Raw genomic sequence first — 19,459 nt, 5'->3', positions numbered from 1 at the left:
TCGGTCCAGCGCGAACCAGCGGGGACAGCCTAACCTGTCCCACGCCAACGTCGCCCTAGCGCGCGCGTTCCTCGTCGGGGGTGACCACCCCGTCGCGATTCCTGTCGGCGCGGTCAAAGCGGGTGAGGGCGCGGGCGCGAAACTCGGCGAGGCTGAGCTTGCGGTCATGGTCGCTGTCGAGCCCGGCGACGATCGCGGCAGGATCGGCGGCGGCGGGGCGCGGCATCGCGGCCACTGCGGCGTCGAACTCGGCCTGGCTGAGCTTGCCGTCATGGTTGGCGTCGAGCCGGGCGAATGCCTCGCGGCGGCGGGCGAGCAAGGCGGCTTCGGTGGCGGCGCGGGCGCGGGTTTCGCCGGCGGCAATCTCGTCGGCGGTGACGACCCCGTCATGGTTGGTGTCGAGCGCGCGATAGCTGTTGTCGATCCGCGCGACAAAGGCGGCACGGGTGACCGCTGCCGGGGCGGTGCGCGCCGGGCTGGCCGGGATCGAGGGCGCAGTGACGAGGGCAAGTGCGCCAAGCGCGAGGGTCAGGTTGGTCATCAATATACTCCTGTCGAAGGTCGCTGGAACAGCGCGAGGCCGAGCAAGCCGGGCGAGGCCACCGCTGCGGCGGAGTGCCCTTCGCCCCTTCATGCCCTCTTGCGATCCAGATGGGGGAGAAGATGGAACCGTTTTGGTGGTCCAGCCTTGCCTGTACCGCCTCAAGACAGCGCGCGGGTATTGCAGTCGGCTCTTGCTGAAATTGCCTGTTAAACTGGAGCAAGTTCCGGACCCGGTCCGATTGTGTTCGTAACCCGACCCCCATAACCAGCACGCATCAAGTGACACCGCCCGAACCGGGCTGGGTGCCGAATGTCCGACGTCCGTGACCACTGGTCTGGGCGAACGAACAGTCGTGCCCGGACGGGAGGCGTCGCGAGCGTCCACAGCGCGGTGCTTACCGGCCGCGAGAACACAGGGGTTCGACATGACCAACAGCATCCGCACCGACGTCCAGAGCAACCGCATGTCGTCCGGCAGTGACATCGTCACCGGTCGGGGGCGTCATGGTCGCACTGCCTTGTTCATGACGGGCGTGTCGCTGGTCGCGGTCGGGATGTCGGCTCCGCTCGAGGCGCAAACGGTGCCGGGAACGGCCAGCGTCATGATCGCGCCCAATGTCACCGACGTCGTCCTGATCAGCAACATTGCGGGCACGTCGGCGAGCGGGGATAACCAGGTCGGTACAGGCACGGTCAACGCCACGGTCAATTCAGTCCCGACCGGCCAGAATATCCAGGTCGGGATCGCCACGGGGATCCTGCCCAACGGTAATGCCGACCTGGCGATGGTCAATCTGGGCAGCGACATGGTCGAAGCCCATGCGCTGGCAGTCGCCACCCCGATTGGAAGCGCGACGGCGGGATCGGCCGTAGCCAACGCCACCCTGTTCGACGGCCTCTATCAATATGCATCGGGCGCGGGCGTGATCAGCGCGGCGATCGCCAACCCCGGCGACCTCGCCGTCACCGGCGTCGCGCAAGCATTTGGCAGCGGCAATGCGACCGCCAATGCCAATGTCGCGCAGGTGCTTGATCAACAGGCGCTGGGCGGGATGAGCGGCGGCGTCACCCTGGCCAATGCCGGATCGCTGACCAGCGGCGCCGGGGCCCAGGCGGGGGCCAGCGGGACGGCCAATGCTCATGCCTCGGCGAGCCAGCTGATCCTCCAGCAGGCCAGCGGCACGACTGCGGGCACTATGTTGTCCAACTCGGGCAGCCTCGACCTCGTATCGATCACGCTCGCCGATGGCGGGGGCAATGCCAACGCTTTGTCCGGCCTGTTCAACGCTATCGACCAGCAGGCCAGTGGCACGACCGCGACCGACGATATCCTCAACAGCGGCGATGCCTCGATCCGGGCGACCGCCGATTCCAATGCTGGCCTGTCTGGCGTCGCCGCGGCGACGCTCATCCGCTCGATCAACCAGTCGGCGACGGGGGCAACCACCGCCAGCGCTACCGTTGCCAATGCTGCCAATGCCGCGCTTGCACTGAGCGCGAGCGCGAGCGCCAGTGCCGACGGCCAGGGGGCCAGCGCCGACGCGATGATCCGGTCAGCGATCATCCAGGACGTCAACGGCGGCACCGGAGGCGCGACCGCGACGGTCACCAACGCCGGGTCCATGGATTTTGCCGTCCATGCCGGGGCGGCCGCGACCAGTGGCTTTGCCAATGCCAGCGCGCGGTTCGAGGGGCTATACCAGATCGCCGACGCCATCGATGGCGACGCGCTGACCGCCCTGTCGAACAGCGGCGACCTGTCGATCGACGTGTCGGCCACTGCGAGCGGCCCGCTGTCGGCGATTGCCAATGCGATTGTCTACACGGGCATCTCGCAAACCGCGACCGCCAGCGGTGCGGGTGATGCCGCCAACACGCTCACCAACGCCGGCACGCTGGCGTTCGACGCCGCCGCAATCGCCAGCGGGTCCTATGCCAATGCGGTCGGATCGATCGACACGGCGATTGACCAGAGCGCCTTCGCCAGTGGCAGCGGACGGGCCGATTCGTCGGTCAACAACAGCGGCACGCTGACCTTCGATGCGGCCGCGACGGCAATCGCGGCGGGGCTTGGCGAAGGCCCGTCGGCAGTGGCCTATGCGCTGGCATCGGACCTGATCGACCAGAATGACAGTGGCGCTGCCGGCGCTTCGGCGACGATCAGCAACAGCGCCACGCTGACTAGCAGTGCAATCGCCACCGCGACCAACTCGCTTGGCGGGGCGCGCGCCGAGGCCGCTATCGATTCGGCGTTCGACCAATATGCCAGTGCTTCGGCCGGGGATGCGGTCGCGACCTTCACCAACAGCGGAATGGTGACGCTGGCGGGGCTGGCGACGGCCAATGCTGCAGGTTACGCCAGCGCCTCGGCCTCGCTCTCCGACATTTTTAACCAGGAAGCCTATGCCACCGGTGGAAATGCGTCGGCCACGCTGACCAACGGCGGGACGATGGCATGGAGCGCACAGGCCAATGCGACCGGCGGGACGGGCGCCTACGCGTCGGCATCGATGGAAACGGGCATCAGCCAGACCGCCAGCGCGAATGCCGTCGCGGGCGTAGGTGGCGACGCCACGGCCGCGATCGTCAACAGCGGGTCGCTGACGATGGCGCTTGGCGCGAACGCGCACGCACTGGCCGGCAATGCCCGGGCCTATGCCAGCGGATCCTATGCCATCTCGCAGGAAGCGACAGCTCATGGCGGCAACGCCGTCGCCGCGCTGACCAATAGCGGGCCCTTGTCGGTCGGGCTTCTCGCCGTCGCGCGGGCCGACGTCGGCAATGCAACAGCCAGCGCCTCGCTGAGCGATGCGATCGGCCAATCAGCAAGCGCCTATGGCGGCGGCGATGCGTCGGCGCTGATCGCCAACAGTGCGGCCCTGTCGCTGACCGCAACCGCATCGGCGCTGGCCAACAATGGCCGTGCCGCCGCGACCGCCAGCGTTTCGGGCGGACTCTCGCAGAACGCCAATGCGCAGAACGGCAATGCGCTGGCCTCGCTGACGACCAGCGGCGCGCTGACGATCGACGCGATGGCGCAGGCGACGGGGCTTACGGCGGTTGCCAGTGCCGACAATGATTATGGCATCGACCAGAATGCGACGGCCTCGCGGACCAGTGCAGGCGCGGCGCAGAATGCGACTGCGGCTATTGACCTCACCTCAACCGGATCGATCGGCATCGGCGCGACCGCCGAAGCAATCGCCTCGGGGCAGGCGGCCGCTGCCACGGCGTCGGTGTATGAAGCCATTTCGCAATATGCCACGTCCGATGGCGGCGCGGCGCTGGCGTCGATCACCAATGCCGGCAACCTCACCCTAAGCGCCGATGCCCACGCCGATGCGCGCAGCGAGGGCCTCAACGGCGGCGCTGCCAATGCCGCGGCCTCGGTCGAATATGGCGTCTCGCAGGATGCCTTTGCCGATCGCGGCGGCGCGGCTTCGGCGGTCATTGCCAACAGCGGGACCTTCACCATCCGGGCCAGCGCGCTCGCCGAAAGCGATCATTTCGCCAATGCGGTCGCGACCGTATCGGGCGGAGTCTATGAGTCGGCGACAGCCTCTGGCGGGGGTGATGCCAGCGCCTCGCTGACCAACAGCGCGGGCTTGTTCATCAGCGCCGACGCGACCGCGCGCGGGGCCGGCGCCTATGCCGCCGCCTCGGCGGTGAGCGCGATCAGCCAGACGGTCAACGCCTATACCAGTGAAGTACCGTCGGGGCTGGCCAGCGCGTTGCTGACCAACTCGACCGGATTCCTTGGCATCGGCGCGTTTGGCAATGCCGTTGCCGACCAGGGCACAGCGACAGGCAATGCCGACGCCAGCAATCTGGTCGCGCAAAATGCCTACAGCGCCAGCGACACGGCGTCGGCATCGCTCGTCAATGGCGGGACATTGGTCACCGTTGCCGAAGCCACGGCTTCGAGCGTCGGGCGCGCCGAAACGGGCAATGCGCATGCCGGCGCCCATCTGACCGACGCGATCGATCAATATGCCAGCGGGGTCGGGGCGACCGTCGCGATCGATAACAGCGGGGGCATGATCGCGGTTGCGAGTGCCCAGGCGGATGCACTCGATTTCGCCGAGGCGATCGCCCGGGTGCAGAGCGCGATCAGCCAGAGCGCGGTCGTCTATGGGACTGGCGACGCCGCGGCGACGCTGGCCAATTCGGGCACGCTGACCGTCGAGGCGCTGTCCTCGGCCACTGGCAACAGCGCCAATGCCACCGCGACGGTCGACACCGGAATCGCGCAAAGCGCATATGCCTATGGCTCGGGGATCATCCCGTCGGGCAATGCCGCCGTCGTGCTGACCAACAGTGCCGGCACCCTCGACGTCACTGCGCAGGCCAGCGCCGACGCGATCCTGTATGATGCCAATGCCCATGCGCTCAACAATTACGCCGTCTCGCAATCGGCCTATTCAGACAATGGCACGGCAAGCATTTCGCTGACCAATGCCGCGACGCTGTCGGTCCTCGCCGACGCGCTCGCCACGGCGCACAACAGCGTCGACACCGCCGGGAACGCGGCGGCGACCGCGACGATGAAATATGGCATCGACCAAAGCGCTTCGACCAACGGCGCGGGCGACGCGACGATCACGCTTGTGAACAGCGGCACGATGACGATGGATGCGCGCGCAGTGGCGCTGGCGGATATGAACGCGGCGGCCTCGGCGCTGCTGCATGTCGCGGTCTCGCAATCGGCGAGCAGCCATGGCGGCGACGTCACGGTGTCGCTGGCCAATTCAGGCACGCTGGCGGCATTGTCGTCGGCCTCCGCCGAGGGCGCTATCGCCGATGCGACAGCGGTGCTTGAATTTGGGATCGAGCAGATTGCGAGTGCTTTTGGCACGGGCGAGGGTCCGTCGGGAGTGGCCCTGGCCACGCTGACCAACAGCGCGGGCACGCTGAGCCTGGCGGCGCAGGCCGACGCAGTGGCGCACTCCGGCAATGCCAACGCTATCGCAACATTGTCGGACGGGGTCGACCAGACGGCGACTGCGGTCGGCAACGCCGCCACGGCCGCGCTGACCAACGCCGCCGCCTTGACCATTACCGCGAGCGCTGCGGCCGATGCCGGCAACGGCAATGCCAATGCCGATGCGAACCTTTCTTATGGGCTGTACCAGTTGGCTTATGCGACACTGGGTGGCGACGCGGCCGCGGACATCAGCAACGGCGGGATGCTCACGATCCGCGCGCTGGCCGAGGCAACCGCTAACGGGCGGGCGCAGGCAAGTGCCCTGGTTGGCTCGGCAGTATCCCAGACCGCGACGGCAACGACCGGCGCGGCCGAAGCGTCGCTAAGCAATGCGGGGACGCTGACGATCCTTGCCGACGCAACCGCCGAGGGATCGGCGGCAGACGCGCGGGCGACCAACAATTATGCCGTCACTCAAACGGCGGAAGCGGGCGACGGTCCGGCCAGCGCGACGCTGACCAACGGCGGGACGCTGATGATTGCGGCGCAGGCGAATGCCATCGCGACCTCGGGATCGGCCAACGCCGATGCGACCGTCTATCGCGGCGTGTACCAGAGCGCGATCGCGACCGGCGGCACGGCCGCGGCAATGCTGAGCAATAGCGGTGAACTGGACATCATGGCGCATGCCGCGGGCTATGCAGCCAGTTCTTCGGGCGCCTACGGATATGCCCAGGTCGACCAGGCCGTCCGCCAGATTGCAACGGGCAATGGCGGGAGCGATGCGAGCGCGACGATCGCCAACAGCGGATCGCTGCTGGTGTCGGCGATGGGTTCGGCGACGGGTGACGGCTATGCCAACGGGCGGGGCCAAATCAACGACGCGATTGATCAGCAGGCGGTGGCCGTCGCCGGTGGCGATGCGCTGGCCGACCTGACCAACAGCGCCACGCTGACGCTCTTGGCGGTGGGGATTGCCGACGGCACCCACGCCCATGCCTATGCCGATATTTATGGCGGGATCGACCAGCATGCGTCGGGCCAGGGGACGACGACCAGCGCGACCAGCGGGGCCGCGACTGCCCACCTGGCCAATGCCTCGACCGGGGCAATCGTGCTGAGCGCAAGCGCCGACGCGCGCGGCCAGTCGAGCCATGGCCCGGCCAACGCCTATATCTCGGACGCGCTGGTTCAGTCGGCGCGGGCCCGGGGCGATGCCGCTACGCTGATGTCCAATGCCGGGTCGATCCTGATCGACGCCTATGCCATGGGCTTTGCGACCAACGCTGCCGGCCAAGGCTATGCCGTCGTCGATACGGCGGTGTCGCAGCAGGCCAGCGCCCGCTTCGGCGGCGATGCGACGGCCAGCCTCGACAATAGTGGCTCGCTGATCGTTCAGTCGCGCAGCTCGGGGGATGGCACGTCGGGCTATGCCCGTGCCTATCTCTATAACCTGGTCGAGCAGCATGCGGTCGCAAGCTCGGTGGTGGTCGGCGGGTCGACCCCGGTGACGATCCCGAGCGGGGATGCATCGGCCAGCATCGCCAACGCCTCGACCGGGGTGATCCGGCTGACCGCCGACGCCTCGGCAACGGGCGCCAACTGTGCCTATGCCGACGCCTTGATGGAGAGCGGCATCGACCAGGGCGCGCGCAGTTCGGGGGGCGCGGCGAGCGTGGCGTTAGCCAATGCCGGAACGCTGGTGGTCCGCACCGACGCCTCGGCCCGGGCGCTAGCGGGTGGCCAGTCGAGCGCGGCACCCGGCGGCAATGCCAATGCCTATGCATCGATCAGCCAGGCGGTGGTGCAGAGCGCCGATGCGACGGCAGGGCCGGCGAGCGTGTCGCTGACCAACAGCGGTCCCTTGTCGATCGTTGCCAATGCCAGTGCGGCGGGCAACAATGCCTATGCCAGCGCCAGCGTGTCGACAGGAATTTCGCAACAGGCGCATGCCGCGGGCGCAGGCAACGACGCCAGCGCTAGCCTGACCAACGCGTCGAGCGGGGTGATGACGATTGCCGCGCTAGCAGCCGCGACGGCCACGATGGGCCGGGCCGACGCCAGTGCCGAAATCGACACGGGGATCAGCCAGTCGGCCAGTGCGAATGGCGGCAATGCCACCGTCTCGCTGACCAATGCCGGGACGCTGACGATCGCCGCCGACGCTCATGCCAAGGGCGGCACCTTCGCCAGCGCGAGCGGCTCGCTGTCGAGCGCGATCGCTCAATCTGCGTTCGCCGATGTCGGCAATGCGAGCGTCGACCTGACCAATAGCGGGACGATGCTGATCCGCGCGATGGCGGTTGCCACCGGGGCTGCGGCCAGTGCCTCGGCGACAATCTATTCGGGGGTCTCCCAAGATGCCCAGAGCAATGTCGGCGATGCCAGCGTTGCCCTCACCTCGAGCGGCAGCCTCACCATGGCCGCCCTTGCCACGGCCCAGGCCACAGCCGGGGCCGCCTCGGCCAGCGCGTCGATCGAGAGCGGGATCGATCAGCGTGCCACGGCCTATGACGGCACGGCGAGCGCCCTGCTGACCAACAGCGGAACGATGTTGTTCGACGCCTCGGCGAATGCGGTCGCGGTCGGCGGCGCTGCCACGGCCTATGCCACCAATTACGACGCCCTCTATCAATATGCCTACGCGGCGGTGGGCGACGCCTCGGTGTCGGTCACCAACAACGGGCCCTTGACGGTCCAGGCGCTGGCGGCGGCGACCGGCACTGCGGCAAATGCGCAGGCCAGCGTCGAATATGCCATCTCGCAATATGCCTATTCGGACGCGGGCAATGCCACCGCGAGCGTCACCAACTCGGCGGCGTTGTCGATGATTGCCGATGCCTCGGCCAAGGCCAGCGATGGTCCGGCGAGCGCCTCGGCATCGGTTTACGAAGGCATTTCCCAGTCGACCTATGCCGCCAATGGGGTGGCGTCGGACATGCTGACCAACTCGGCTGCGCTGACGATCCGCGCGGCGGCACTGGCGAGCGGGACCGCCGCGTCGGCGTCGGCGACAATCGAAAGCGGGATTGCGCAATATGCCAACAGTCCGGCGGGAGCGGCCAGCGCGTCGCTCAGCAACAGCTCGACTGGAACGATCAGCGTTGCCGCGCTGGCCGATGCCGCTGCGACCAGCGGGGCGGCCGACGCTTACGCCTATCTCAGTGATGCCCTGCGCCAAGGGGTCTATGCCGGTGACGGCGATGCCACCGCCAGCCTGACCAATGCCGGCGCGATCCGCGTCTCGGCGATGGCCAACGCCAACGGTGCCACCCTGGCCAGTGCCTATGCCAGCGTTTCGACCGGCATTTCTCAATATGCGCAGATTACCGGCGGGACTGGCGAGGCCTCGGTCAGCATCGCCAATTCGGGGTCGCTGACCTTCATCGCCAGCGCCAATGCAGTGTCGACCGGGGCCGCGAACGCCTACGCCTATGTCGACCCGGCGATCCGCCAATATTCCAGCGGATCATCGGCAACGCTGGTCAACAACGGAGCGATCGTCGTCACCGACACCGCCGTTGCCAATGGCGCGACCGCCGCCAATGCCAATGCCTCGGCGACGGGGATCGTCCAGACGGTGTATGGGACGGTGCCGGTAGCAACCTTCACCAACTCGGGTACGGTCGATGTCGTCGCCAATGCGACGGCGCACATCACCGGCAGCGGAATGGCCGATGCCTCGGCCTATGCCGGCGGCTATTTCGCCCGCGGCGATGCCTTTGACGTCGCGATCAGCAACAGCAACCGTATCACCGTCGCGGCGACTGCCGTCGCCGACAATAGTGCGACGGCCTATGCCTCGGGGTTGGGGATCCTCGGCATCTATGGCTCTCAGCAGGCGCTTGGCGGGACGTTCAGCAACAGCGGGACGATCAATGTCTCGGCCAAAGCAAATGGCGGGACGGCCAGTTCGGCGAGCGCGACCGGGGTGTTCGCGGTCTCGGCGTCGAACAATATGACGCTGACCAACAGCGGCACGCTCAACGTCGACGCAGTCACCGCCAATGGCGGGGATGTCTCGGCCAATGGCATCATGATCTACAGCTCGGGCACCTCGACCAACCCCGCCGACCTCGTCACGATCATCAACAATGGCGGGGCGATCCGGGTGAGGCAAAGCCAGGACAATGGCGCGACGTGGCAACATGGCACCGCGATCTCGACCCGTGATACGCCCAATGCCGCGGTGATCAACCTGCTGGGCAATGGGTCAATCTATGGCGACATCAATGTGGCGGCGGGGGATACGATCACTGTCGGCCCGGGCAGCGTCGCGGGCAGCCAGACGACATTCGACGGCAAGATCAATGCCGACGGCCTGCTCAACGGGTCGCTGGCGATCGATGCAGGGGGCACGCTGTTCCTCGTCGACCAACCGCATAACAACCCGAGCTACGACGGCCCCGCGGTGGTCAATGTCGACAGCTTCACCGTCACCCCGACGGGAACGCTGGCAGTCCAGTTGCCGAGCTGGTCGATCGCGGCGCAGGCGCAGTCCGCCTACCCGCATATCACTGCCAACACGGCGACGCTGGCGGGGGCATTGGTGGTCCGCCCGAACAGCCAGAACGGCCTCTATGCGAACAATTATTTCTTCGACAATGTGATCGATGCGACGACCCGCACGGGGACGTTCAACACCTGCCGCATTGAAGGGGTCGCCAACACCGCGCTGCTCAATCTCCAGTGCCTGTACGACAATGCCAACAACGTCGACCTCTCGATCGCCCGGGTCGCGTTCGGCGCGGTCCCGGGGCTGACGGTCAACCAGGCCGCGGCGGGTGGCGGGCTCGAGCAACTCTACGGGCCCAATGCCAGCCCGGCCCAAATCGCGCTGTTCACCGACCTGTTCGCCATCCCGACCGGCAATTATGCCGCCGCGCTCGACCAGCTGACGGGAGCGACCTACGCCTCCTATCTCCAGTCGTTCCGATCACTCGGCGAGCGCAGCAACCGGCTGCTGGCCCAGGCCAGCGACTGCCCCGGCTGGATCGGCCGCGACAGCGCACTGACCTGCCGCCGCGAAGGCGTCAGGCTGTGGGGCCAGGCGTCCTATGGCAACCATGCGTCGAAGGGCGACACGCTGGCGTCGACCTATGATGCAGACCAGTGGAGCGGGACCGTCGGGGTCGACGCGCTGATCGGCGGATCGGCACTGATCGGGGCGAGCATCGGCAAGATCACGAACCGGCTGGGCGGCCACGACGGCAGCCATGTGAAGGGCGACGGGCTGCAGGTCGGGGGCACCCTCGTCTATGATCCAGGGCCCTTCTACATCAAGGCGCTGGGGACCTGGGCCAAGCTCGACGGCAAGTCCGATCGGACGATCGACTTCCGCCCGCTCGGCGGGACGATCCATGGCATGGTGACGGGCAGCCCCGATGCGACCATGACCAGCTTCGGGATCCACGCCGGCGCGCGCTTCGGGATGGGATCGTCGGTGCTGACGCCTTATGCCGATCTCGACTGGACCGAGACCAGGCTCAAGGCGTTCACCGAGACCGGGATGCCCGCGGCGAACCTGACCGTGTCGGGCAAGGAACATCGCAAGACGCTGACCGGCGGGCTCAAGTTCGCGACCCAGCTTGGCGGCGGGTTCGTCCCCGAGCTCACGCTGGGCTGGCGGCATCGCTTCGGCGCGACGCGATCGGCGATCGACGCCGCCTTCCTTGGCGATGCGACCAGCTTCCGCATCGTCAGCCAGGAAGAAAAGCGCGACGCGGCGCTGGTTGGCCTGAGCCTTGGTGGGCGGGTCGGCGCGGTCGATGTCCGGATCGGATACGAAGGAGTCTTCGCGGGCCGCCAGACCGATCATGTCGGTTCATTCCGGATCGTTCTGCCGCTGGGCGGAGGGCGCCGATAGGAACAGATTGACGAGGTTCGACGGGGGGCGAGACCCACGCCTCCCGTCGACGCCAACCTGAAGGGGAAAGGTTCTCGTCATGACCAAGCGCAATTCTACCGACACACTTGCTCCCGCCGCCCGCCGGTCCGCCGCGACCGATCATGGCGCGACCATGACCATCGATTGTAACGCTGATCGGGCACCCAGCGATCGGGCAATCAGTGATCGGGCGGGCGCCTTCACTGCCGATGGCGGCCTTGAGCGCGGCCCGGGCTCGTCCCCATCGGCGGATGCCGGCGCGATGCTTGCCGCGGACCCTGCTGCGTCGGCGACACAGGCCATGATCACCCCTTCCACGATGGATCCGCGCCCCGCGGCACCGGCCGTTTCCGATACCGGGGATCCTGCGCCGCCGACCGCCAGCCTGCCGACCCGCGACGCGCGCACCGCAACCAGCGCCGCGCCGGGCGCAATGCCCGCTGCCTCGCGCCAGCTTCGCCCCGCCCCCGGGGCCAGCGCGGGCGCTCTCGTCGCGGGCGCGGGCAACAGCATCGATGGCGCCATCGCCAAGGCGCAGGACGGCCAGGTCAGCGTGCCTCCCGCCAAGGCGATCGACATGGCCGGACGGCTTTATTCGCTCGGTCGCTTCGACCAGGCCGAGCGCGTCTGCCGCCAGCTGATCGCGGCGCGCCCCAATCACGCCGACGGGCACAACATCCTCGGCGTCACGCTCCATGCGCTGGGCCGATCGAAGGAAGCCGTCGCGGCGATCAAGCGCGCCGTGCGGCTGGCGCCCAACGCGGCGTCCTACCTCGCCAATCTCGGCGAAATCCTCCGCCAGCGCGAGCAGCTCGAGGAAGCCGAGGCTGCACTGACCGCCGCCGTGTCGCGCGACCCGGCCAATGCCCAGGCGCTCAACAACCTCGGCATCGTCCATTATGAGCGCAAGGATTATGACGCCGCGATCGCGCTCTACCGCCGCGCGCTCGACGCCAGCCCGGCAATGGCCGAGGCGCTCAACAATCTCGGCAATGCGCTCCGCCTGGCGGGCGACAATGACGGCGCGTCGGCGGCTTATCAGGATGCGCTGATGGCGCGCGAGGATTATGCCGAGGCCTATAACAACCTCGGCACCTTGCTCCACCAGGACGGCAAGCCCGACGAGGCCGAACACGCCCTCAAGAAGGCGATTGCGCTGCACCCGCGCTATGTCGAGGCGCATGACAATCTCGCCAACCTGCTCTTCTCGCAAGGGCGCGAGGTCGATGCATTGCGCGTGCTTGGCGAGGCGCTCGCCTTTGCCCCGCGCCATGCCCAGACGTTGCTGATCACGTCGCGCATCCAGTGCAAGCGCGGCAGCTACGACGCCGCCGAACAGGCCGCACGGATGGTCATTGCCGACGACCGCGACAACGCCGACGCCTATGTCGCGCTTGGCCAGTTGCTCCACGAAACCGATCGCTTCGACGAAGCGGTGACCTGCCTAGAGGCCGCCGTCGCGCGCAAGCCCGACCATGCCGATGCGCGCAACTTCCTCGGCATTGCCTTGAAGTCGACCGGGCGGCTCGAAGAGGCCCGCGGCCACATCCTCGCCGCGCTCGATTTGAACGACAAGATGTACGGCGCCTATGCCAACCTGAACGACCTCGTCGATTTTGCCAAGGAGCCCGCGCTGGGCGAGCGGATCGAGGCGATCTTGACCGCAGCCGAGGATCCGGGGCACGATAAATATCTCCCGCTCCATTACGCCTATGCCAAGGTGCTCGAGGATCGTGGGCAACATGCCGCCGCGCTCGACCATTATATCGTCGGCGGGCGGATGAAGCGCGCCACGCTGAGCTATGACGAGGGCGAGAATCGGGCCTTCTTCAGCGCGATCAAGGACGCATTCCCGGTCGGCATCTTCGACGCGTGGCGCGCGCGCGGATTGGCGGGTAATCCCGACGACCGGCCCTTGTTCATTGTCGGCATGCCGCGGTCGGGATCGACGCTTGTCGAGCAAATCCTCTCGAGCCATGCCGCGGTCCATGGCGCGGGGGAGGTCAAATATCTCAGCCGGGCGATGGGCAGCTTGCGCGATCGATTCCCGATGCTGCCCAAATTCCCGGCGATGCTCGACAAGGCGCTACCCGCGCAATTGATGATGATCGCCGACAATTACCTCGGCCACGTGACCACCGGCATGGCGGCGGGCAGCGGGCCGCAGGCGGCGGCGGGGGCGACCATCGCGCGGATCAGCGACAAGCTGCTGACCAACTTCTTCTTTGTCGGGCTGATCCACCTGATCCTGCCCAATGCGCGGATCATCCACACGCGGCGCGACCCGGTCGACACCTGCCTGTCGGCCTTCACCAAGTTGTTCAAGGACGACATGCCGCACAGTTATGATCTGGGCGAACTGGGGCGCTATTATGCGCAATATCAGGCGCTGATGGCGCATTGGGGGGCGGTGCTTCCGGCGGGTGTGATGACCACGGTCGACTATGAACAGGTCGTTGCCGACACCGAGGGCGAGGCCAGAAGGCTGATCGAGTTCATCGGGCTCGACTGGGACCCGGCCTGCCTCGACTTCCACAATTCCAAGCGCGCGGTGAAGACCGCCAGCGTCGCGCAGGTCCGTCGGCCGATCTACTCGAGCGCGGTCAAGCGGTCGAAGAAATATGGCAAGGGATTGAAGCCGCTGAGCCAGGCGATTGCGCAGCCGATCGACGCGGCGATCAAGGGCTGATGCAGGACGACGGGGACGTGAGGCGTTGACGCGCCTTTGATACAATGTATCATCAACACTCGAGAGTCACGCCAGGAGATTGCCGATGACCCGCCCGCCCCGCTGCCTGCCCCTTGCCCTACTTGCCCTTGCGACATTTGCGTTGACCGCGTGCGGCGGCGGGGGCCGCGACGATCACCGGCTTGGGCGAGGCGAGACATTGCTGACCGTCGTCGGCAGCGGCCATGCCGACGCCGCGCCCGACGAGGCGGCGTTCGTCATCGGGGTCACCGCGATCGGCGCCAATGCCGCCGAGGCGAGCCGGCTCGACAATGAGAAGATGCAAAAGGTGATGGCCTCGCTGCGAGGCCTCGGCGTCGCGCAGGACAAGATCCAGACGCGGACGCTGACGCTCGAGCGGATCGACTATGGTGCCGATCGCGGCAAGTTTCGCGCCAACAACAGCGTTTCGGCAACCATGAAGGCCAGCGGGAAGGTCGGCGAAGTGGTCGTCGCCGCGACCCAGGCGGGGGCAAACCTGCTGTCGGGGCCGACGCTGACCGTATCGGACCCGGCGCGCGCCGGGGCGGCCTCGACCGCTGCGGCGTACAAGGCGGCGCGGGCGCGGGCCGATGCCTATGCAGCCGCGGCGGGGCTTCGGGTCGAACGGGTCCTCGCCATCCGCGACGGCGGGCAGCAATCGATCATCGACGTCGCCGAGACGCGGATGATGGCCCAGGCCGCGCCGGTCTCGGCCCCTCCCCCGCCGCCGCCGTTCAGCCCCGGCATGAACCGTAGCGACGCGAGCGTGACGGTCGATTACGCGCTGGCCAGATAGGCGCGACAAGCGGGATTGCCGATTTTCCTGTCCTACAGGGCGGCGTTGCTGTCATGGCTGCGGCGCGCGATTCGTTGCGCCGCTCTTTCAACCGCCGCTTGCGACATGACCGCGAAAAGCGCGACACGAAAAACATCGTCACGAGTGGGAAGATGTGTGAACATTCGCGACCCAAGGGGAGTGTTTTCGGCGCAGATCAGCCGAACAGGAAAGCGTTGATCGTCAGTCTCCCGCGCCCCGGGTCGGGGGAGAAATCGAGCCCCGTCGGGATCCGCGCGCAATGGAGCAAGTGACTTCGGTAGACGACCGCGCGATTGGGCCGCGCCGTCACTTCGCCGACCTGTTCGTAGAGCGCGGTGCTGCCCGCGATATAGTTGGCGCCTGGAAGCCCATGCTCGGCGACCCCGGCGTGAAGCGCGCGCTCGAACGCAGGAAAGCGTTCGGTATCGACCGTCTCATAGCCCGTCGCACGCTGGCGGAAGAAGGCGGTGCCGCCCTGCTCCTCGCCCGAGAGGTAGAGCAGGACCGCCAGCCGGTCGGGCTCGAGCCCGTCGACATGGGGAAGGCGCTGGATCGGGGCGAGCGCGGCGGGCGGGGTCGTCACGATCGAGTAGAAGCATTCGTGGAGCGCCGGGACCGGGTCGAGTCCGAAGGCGTCGGCAATCGCCGGGGCGAGTTCGGCACGGAGCCGCGCTGCCCAGTCGGCCGCGACATGGGCGCGGACCCCGGGGTAATGGCGACCGATCGGGGCGAAGGTTTCGCCCGCCGCCGCCGCTCGCCAGGCTTGCGGATCGGCGAGGCAGTCGTCGATGATCAGCAGCGGCTGGCGCTCGGCCCCGATCGCCTCGACGCGGACCGTGCGGTCTGGGTTGAGCAGCGGCCCGCTCACGCGAAGGCGCGCGAGGATTTGAGCAATGTATAAGCCTCGATCACCGCACCCAGCGCACGTTCGTGGCTGCGGTCACCGCCATTGCGGTCGGGGTGATAGCGGCGGACAAGCTCGGAATAGCGTTTGCGCAACGTCAGGCGGTCGGCATCGTCGCCCAGCTGGAGCAGTTTGAGCGCCTTGCGTTCGCCCGGGGTGAAACGGTCGGGGCCGGCGGAACTGGCCCGCGCGCCGGGCCTGAACCGCGTCGCGATTGCATCGAGCGGATCATGGAAATCGCTCCACGCCGGGGGAGGGTCGCCGACATGCGCGAACGGGCGTGAGGTTCGCTCCCATGCCGCTATCGGCGACTGCGCTTCCTGGATCTCGTCGGGACTCATCCCGTTGAAATAATTGTAGGACGAATTGTGCGCGCGGACATGGTCGAGGCACAAATAGCGCCACTGGCCCGGCCCGTCGAAATCGCCCGGAGTGACGGGCGCGCGAAACTCGCCCGGTTCGCGGCAGCCGGCGATTCCGCACGGGTCATCGACCCCTTCGACCCGTCCGTGAAATTTCTGGCTCCGTGACGCCACCGCCGCTCGTTTCCGTCTCTATCTGCGTTGCCCAAGCCGCCCTATATAGGCGCGATGACCCAGACTTCTACCGAACGTACCACCGGACCCGTCGCGACCGAAATGCTGGCCCGGCTCGACGCGGCGCTTGTACCGACCGTCTTGTCGCTGGTCGATGAAAGCGACCATCACCGCGGCCATGCCGGGCATGACGGGCGCGGCGAATCGCACTTTGCGCTGACCATCGAAAGCGCGGCTTTCGCCGGCCAGACGCGGGTTGCGCGCCAGCGGCTGGTCTATGCCGCGCTCGGCGACCTGATGACCGAACGGGTCCATGCCCTGACCATCCGCGCCTCGGCGCCGGGGGAATAGCGCTCGCCAGTCCGGTTGCGGCGCGATAGGCTGCGCTCGCCGAACGGGGAGGGTATATGCGATATCTGGTGATGGTCGCCGCGACAGCATTGTTGCTGACATCGGGTTGTTCGAAGCGGGCCGAGGAGCCGCGCTCCCCCGATCTCAAGTCGTTCGACGTGAGCGAAAGTAGGGACTCGGCCGCGGCGAGCGGATCTGGCGACGCGAGGGCAGAGCCGTCAGGAATGGTCCCGCCATCGATCGGGCCAACCGCCGCACCTGGGGTCGCATTCAACTATAAATATGACTTCCAGCTGGCCGACGAGAAGATCAGCGCGGTGCAGGAAGCCCATGCCGCGCGGTGCGAGGCGCTGGGCGTCGCGCGCTGCCGGATCACCGGGCTCAACTACACGATTGGCGCGCACGACACGGTCTCGGCGACGCTCGAGGTTAAGCTCGCGCCGGACATCGCGCGAAGCTTTGGCCGCGAGGCGAGCGGCGCGGTGATTCAGGCCGGCGGAAGGCTGAGCCACACTGAATTCACCGGAACAGATACCGCGCCGTCAACCGGCAATGCGATCAGCGCCCAGGGCGAGGCCCAGGCGCGGATCGCCGAAATCGAGCAGCGCCTTTCCGCCAACCCCAAGGATGCCGAGCGCGCGCAATTGCAGGCCGAACTGGCCCAGCTTCGCCAGACGGTCAGCGGCGCCAAGGCCCAGCTGGCCGACAATCGCGCCGCGCTCGCCTCGACCCCGATGAGCTTCAACTACTATGGCAAGGGCGGGATCAGTGGCTTTGCCGGCCGCAACCCGCTGGTCGATGCGGGGCAAAGCTTTGTCGAAAGCATGGTCGCGATGATCACAGTCGTGCTGCAGCTGCTTGCCTATGTGCTGCCGTGGCTGTTGCTGCTGGGATTGCTGGTGCTGGTGTGGCGGCTGCCCCCGTTCCGCCGGCTGTCACGCTGGTGGAAGGGCAAGTCGATGGAGAGCCAGGATGTCGTCGCCGATTGAAACGATCATCACCCCGGTCACGCATGACCTTGGCGCATTCAAGGTGCGTCGCTCGCTGCCGGCGAAGGCGCGGACGATGGTCGGGCCGTTCATCTTTGTCGACCAGTTCGGCCCGGCGCGGCTGGCCCCCGGCGAGGGGATGGACGTGCGGCCGCACCCGCATATCAACTTGGCCACGGTAACCTATTTGTTCGACGGGGCGATCGACCATCGCGACAGCCTTGGCACTTTCCAGCGGATCGATCCGGGGGCGATCAACCTGATGACGGCGGGGCACGGCATCGTCCACTCGGAGCGATCGCCGGGCGACACGCGCGCCGCGGGGCCGGGGTTTTACGGGATGCAGACGTGGCTGGCGCTACCCGACGGCAAGGAGGAGATCGACCCGGCGTTCGAGCATGTCGCGGCGGGGACGCTGCCGGTGGTCGAGGGCGAGGGCGTGCGCGCGACGGTGCTGATGGGCGAACTATGGGGGGTCACCGCGCCGACGACGTGTCACTCGCCGACCATCTATGCCGACCTTGTGCTGGCCGAGGGCGCAAGCGTAGCGATCGACGCCGAGGCCGACGAGCGGGCGGTGCTGGTGACCGAAGGGGCGGCGACGCTGGACGGCCAGCCGCTCTCCCAATTCGACCTCGTCATCCTCGCGCCGGGGCATCGCGCGCTGCTCAAGGCGACCAGTCCGGCGCGGGCGATGCTGCTTGGCGGCGGCGCTTTCGCGACTCCGCGCCATGTATTCTGGAACTTCGTCAGCTCCTCGCGCGACCGGATCAACCAGGCCAAGGAGGATTGGCGGGGGGGCAAATTCCCGACCATCCCCGGCGACGACAAGGAGTATATCCCCATTCCGGAAGTGCCCAAGACCGTAAGCTATCCATGACCGAGCTGCGCCAGATCAGGCTGTCCACCGGCATCACGCTCAAGGTCGCGCTGGCCGGGCCAGCGGACGCGCCGCCCGTGATCCTGCTCCACGGCTTCCCCGAATCGCATCGTACGTGGCGCGGTGTCGTGCCGCTGCTCGAGGATCGCTTTCGGCTGGTGATGCCCGACCAGCGCGGCTTCGGCGGATCCGATGCGCCGGCCGACCCTGCCGATTATCGCATCGACAAGATTCTGGCCGACCTGTTCGCGCTGGCCGACGCACTGGGCATCGGCGAGTTTGCGCTCGTCGGGCATGACTGGGGCGGGGCGGCGGCATGGGCGGCGGCGATCAGGGGGAATTCGCGGATTACGCGCCTCGCGATCATCAACGCGCCGCACCCGGTGATCTTCCAGAAAAGCCTGATCGAGAACGCCGACCAGCGCGCCGCCTCGCAATATATCAACGCCTTCCGCGCGCCGGAGTTCGAGGCGACGGTCCAGGCGATGGGGTTCGGCACCTTCTTCGACAAAAGCTTCCGCCGTCATGTCGATCCTCGCGATATCCCGGCCGAGGAACGTGACCGCTACATCGCCGAGTGGAGCCGCCCGGGGACGCTGACGGGAATGCTCAACTGGTATCGCGCCTCGCCGATCCTCGTCCCGCCCCAGGGGGTGGACGCCCCCCTGCCCGACTGGCTGTCCGGCGCCTTCCCCAGGATACATATCCCCGTGCGGGTGATCTGGGGAATGAACGACGTGGCGTTGCTGCCGATGCAGCTCGACGGACTCGAGGCGTTGATCGACGAGGTCGAGATCGTCCGCCTGCCGGGGGCCGGCCATTTCGCGCCGTGGGAGGCGCCCGATCAGGTCGCCGATGCGCTCGGCGAGTTTCTTGGCGCCCCCTTCCTCGCGGCAAGCTGAGCGGCTAAGCGGCGCG

General features: G+C 67.4%; 10 protein-coding genes. 7 read left to right on the top strand and 3 right to left on the bottom strand.

All coding sequences use genetic code 11. From position 1 onward, the window contains the following. Positions 1-55: 55 nt before the first annotated feature. Positions 56-541 (bottom strand): EF-hand domain-containing protein, encoded by a 486-nt coding sequence (locus tag U1700_RS05280; protein WP_332750764.1) that lies wholly within the window; start codon positions 539-541, stop codon positions 56-58. 427 nt (positions 542-968) lie between these two features. Between U1700_RS05280 and U1700_RS05275 the strand changes: the two genes are divergently transcribed. The 3 genes from U1700_RS05275 (at position 969) to U1700_RS05265 (ending at position 14,860) form a co-directional block, all read left to right on the top strand. Then, positions 969-11,333, top strand: a complete 10,365-nt coding sequence (locus U1700_RS05275; RefSeq protein WP_332750762.1) for an autotransporter outer membrane beta-barrel domain-containing protein — start codon at positions 969-971, stop codon at positions 11,331-11,333. A 79-nt stretch (positions 11,334-11,412) separates the two neighbouring features. Next, a complete protein-coding gene (locus U1700_RS05270) occupies positions 11,413-14,043 on the top strand; it encodes a sulfotransferase (RefSeq protein WP_332750760.1) in 2,631 nt (876 codons plus the stop codon). An 85-nt stretch (positions 14,044-14,128) separates the two neighbouring features. Continuing rightward, entirely contained in the window at positions 14,129-14,860 is a 732-nt protein-coding gene (locus U1700_RS05265) for an SIMPL domain-containing protein (RefSeq protein WP_332750758.1), read from the top strand. A 196-nt stretch (positions 14,861-15,056) separates the two neighbouring features. Here the strand turns inward: U1700_RS05265 and U1700_RS05260 are convergent, their stop codons facing one another. Both U1700_RS05260 and U1700_RS05255 read right to left on the bottom strand, forming a co-directional pair. Then, entirely contained in the window at positions 15,057-15,749 is a 693-nt protein-coding gene (locus U1700_RS05260) for a DUF6445 family protein (protein ID WP_332750756.1), read from the bottom strand. Further along, positions 15,746-16,321, bottom strand: coding sequence for a J domain-containing protein (locus U1700_RS05255; protein WP_332750755.1), 576 nt, complete (start codon positions 16,319-16,321; stop codon positions 15,746-15,748). The genes U1700_RS05260 and U1700_RS05255 overlap by 4 nt, the downstream gene beginning before the upstream one ends. A gap of 54 nt (positions 16,322-16,375) precedes the next feature. Here U1700_RS05255 and U1700_RS05250 point away from each other — a divergent pair, with 54 nt between their 5' ends. From U1700_RS05250 to U1700_RS05235, 4 genes are read left to right on the top strand one after another with little or no spacing between them, the layout of a single operon-like run. Continuing rightward, entirely contained in the window at positions 16,376-16,672 is a 297-nt protein-coding gene (locus U1700_RS05250) for a BolA family protein (RefSeq protein ID WP_332750753.1), read from the top strand. Positions 16,673-16,728: 56 nt separating this feature from the next. Beyond that, positions 16,729-17,661 carry a DUF4349 domain-containing protein gene (locus U1700_RS05245; RefSeq protein WP_332750751.1) on the top strand — a complete coding sequence of 311 codons (933 nt, stop codon included), beginning with the start codon at positions 16,729-16,731 and terminating at the stop codon, positions 17,659-17,661. Further along, complete coding sequence (locus U1700_RS05240) at positions 17,645-18,541, top strand: pirin family protein (protein WP_332750750.1); 897 nt, start codon at positions 17,645-17,647, stop codon at positions 18,539-18,541. Before U1700_RS05245 ends, U1700_RS05240 begins: the two co-directional genes overlap by 17 nt. Further along, positions 18,538-19,443, top strand: coding sequence for an alpha/beta fold hydrolase (locus tag U1700_RS05235; protein WP_332750749.1), 906 nt, complete (start codon positions 18,538-18,540; stop codon positions 19,441-19,443). Before U1700_RS05240 ends, U1700_RS05235 begins: the two co-directional genes overlap by 4 nt. The last annotated feature ends 16 nt before the right edge of the window (positions 19,444-19,459 follow it).

Origin of the sequence: Sphingomonas sp. RB1R13 (genome assembly GCF_036663775.1) — a bacterium.
In the GTDB taxonomy this organism is placed as follows: domain Bacteria; phylum Pseudomonadota; class Alphaproteobacteria; order Sphingomonadales; family Sphingomonadaceae; genus Sphingomicrobium.
Note: the sequence above shows the minus strand (reverse complement) of the source record. Positions and strands in the feature narration are given on the sequence as shown.

Coding starts and splice junctions, on each gene's coding strand:
- U1700_RS05280 (WP_332750764.1), bottom strand. CDS start 541: ATGACCAACCTGACCCTCGCGCTTGGCGCACTTGCCCTCGTCACTGCG.
- U1700_RS05275 (WP_332750762.1), top strand. CDS start 969: ATGACCAACAGCATCCGCACCGACGTCCAGAGCAACCGCATGTCGTCC.
- U1700_RS05270 (WP_332750760.1), top strand. CDS start 11,413: ATGACCAAGCGCAATTCTACCGACACACTTGCTCCCGCCGCCCGCCGG.
- U1700_RS05265 (WP_332750758.1), top strand. CDS start 14,129: ATGACCCGCCCGCCCCGCTGCCTGCCCCTTGCCCTACTTGCCCTTGCG.
- U1700_RS05250 (WP_332750753.1), top strand. CDS start 16,376: ATGACCCAGACTTCTACCGAACGTACCACCGGACCCGTCGCGACCGAA.
- U1700_RS05245 (WP_332750751.1), top strand. CDS start 16,729: ATGCGATATCTGGTGATGGTCGCCGCGACAGCATTGTTGCTGACATCG.
- U1700_RS05240 (WP_332750750.1), top strand. CDS start 17,645: ATGTCGTCGCCGATTGAAACGATCATCACCCCGGTCACGCATGACCTT.
- U1700_RS05235 (WP_332750749.1), top strand. CDS start 18,538: ATGACCGAGCTGCGCCAGATCAGGCTGTCCACCGGCATCACGCTCAAG.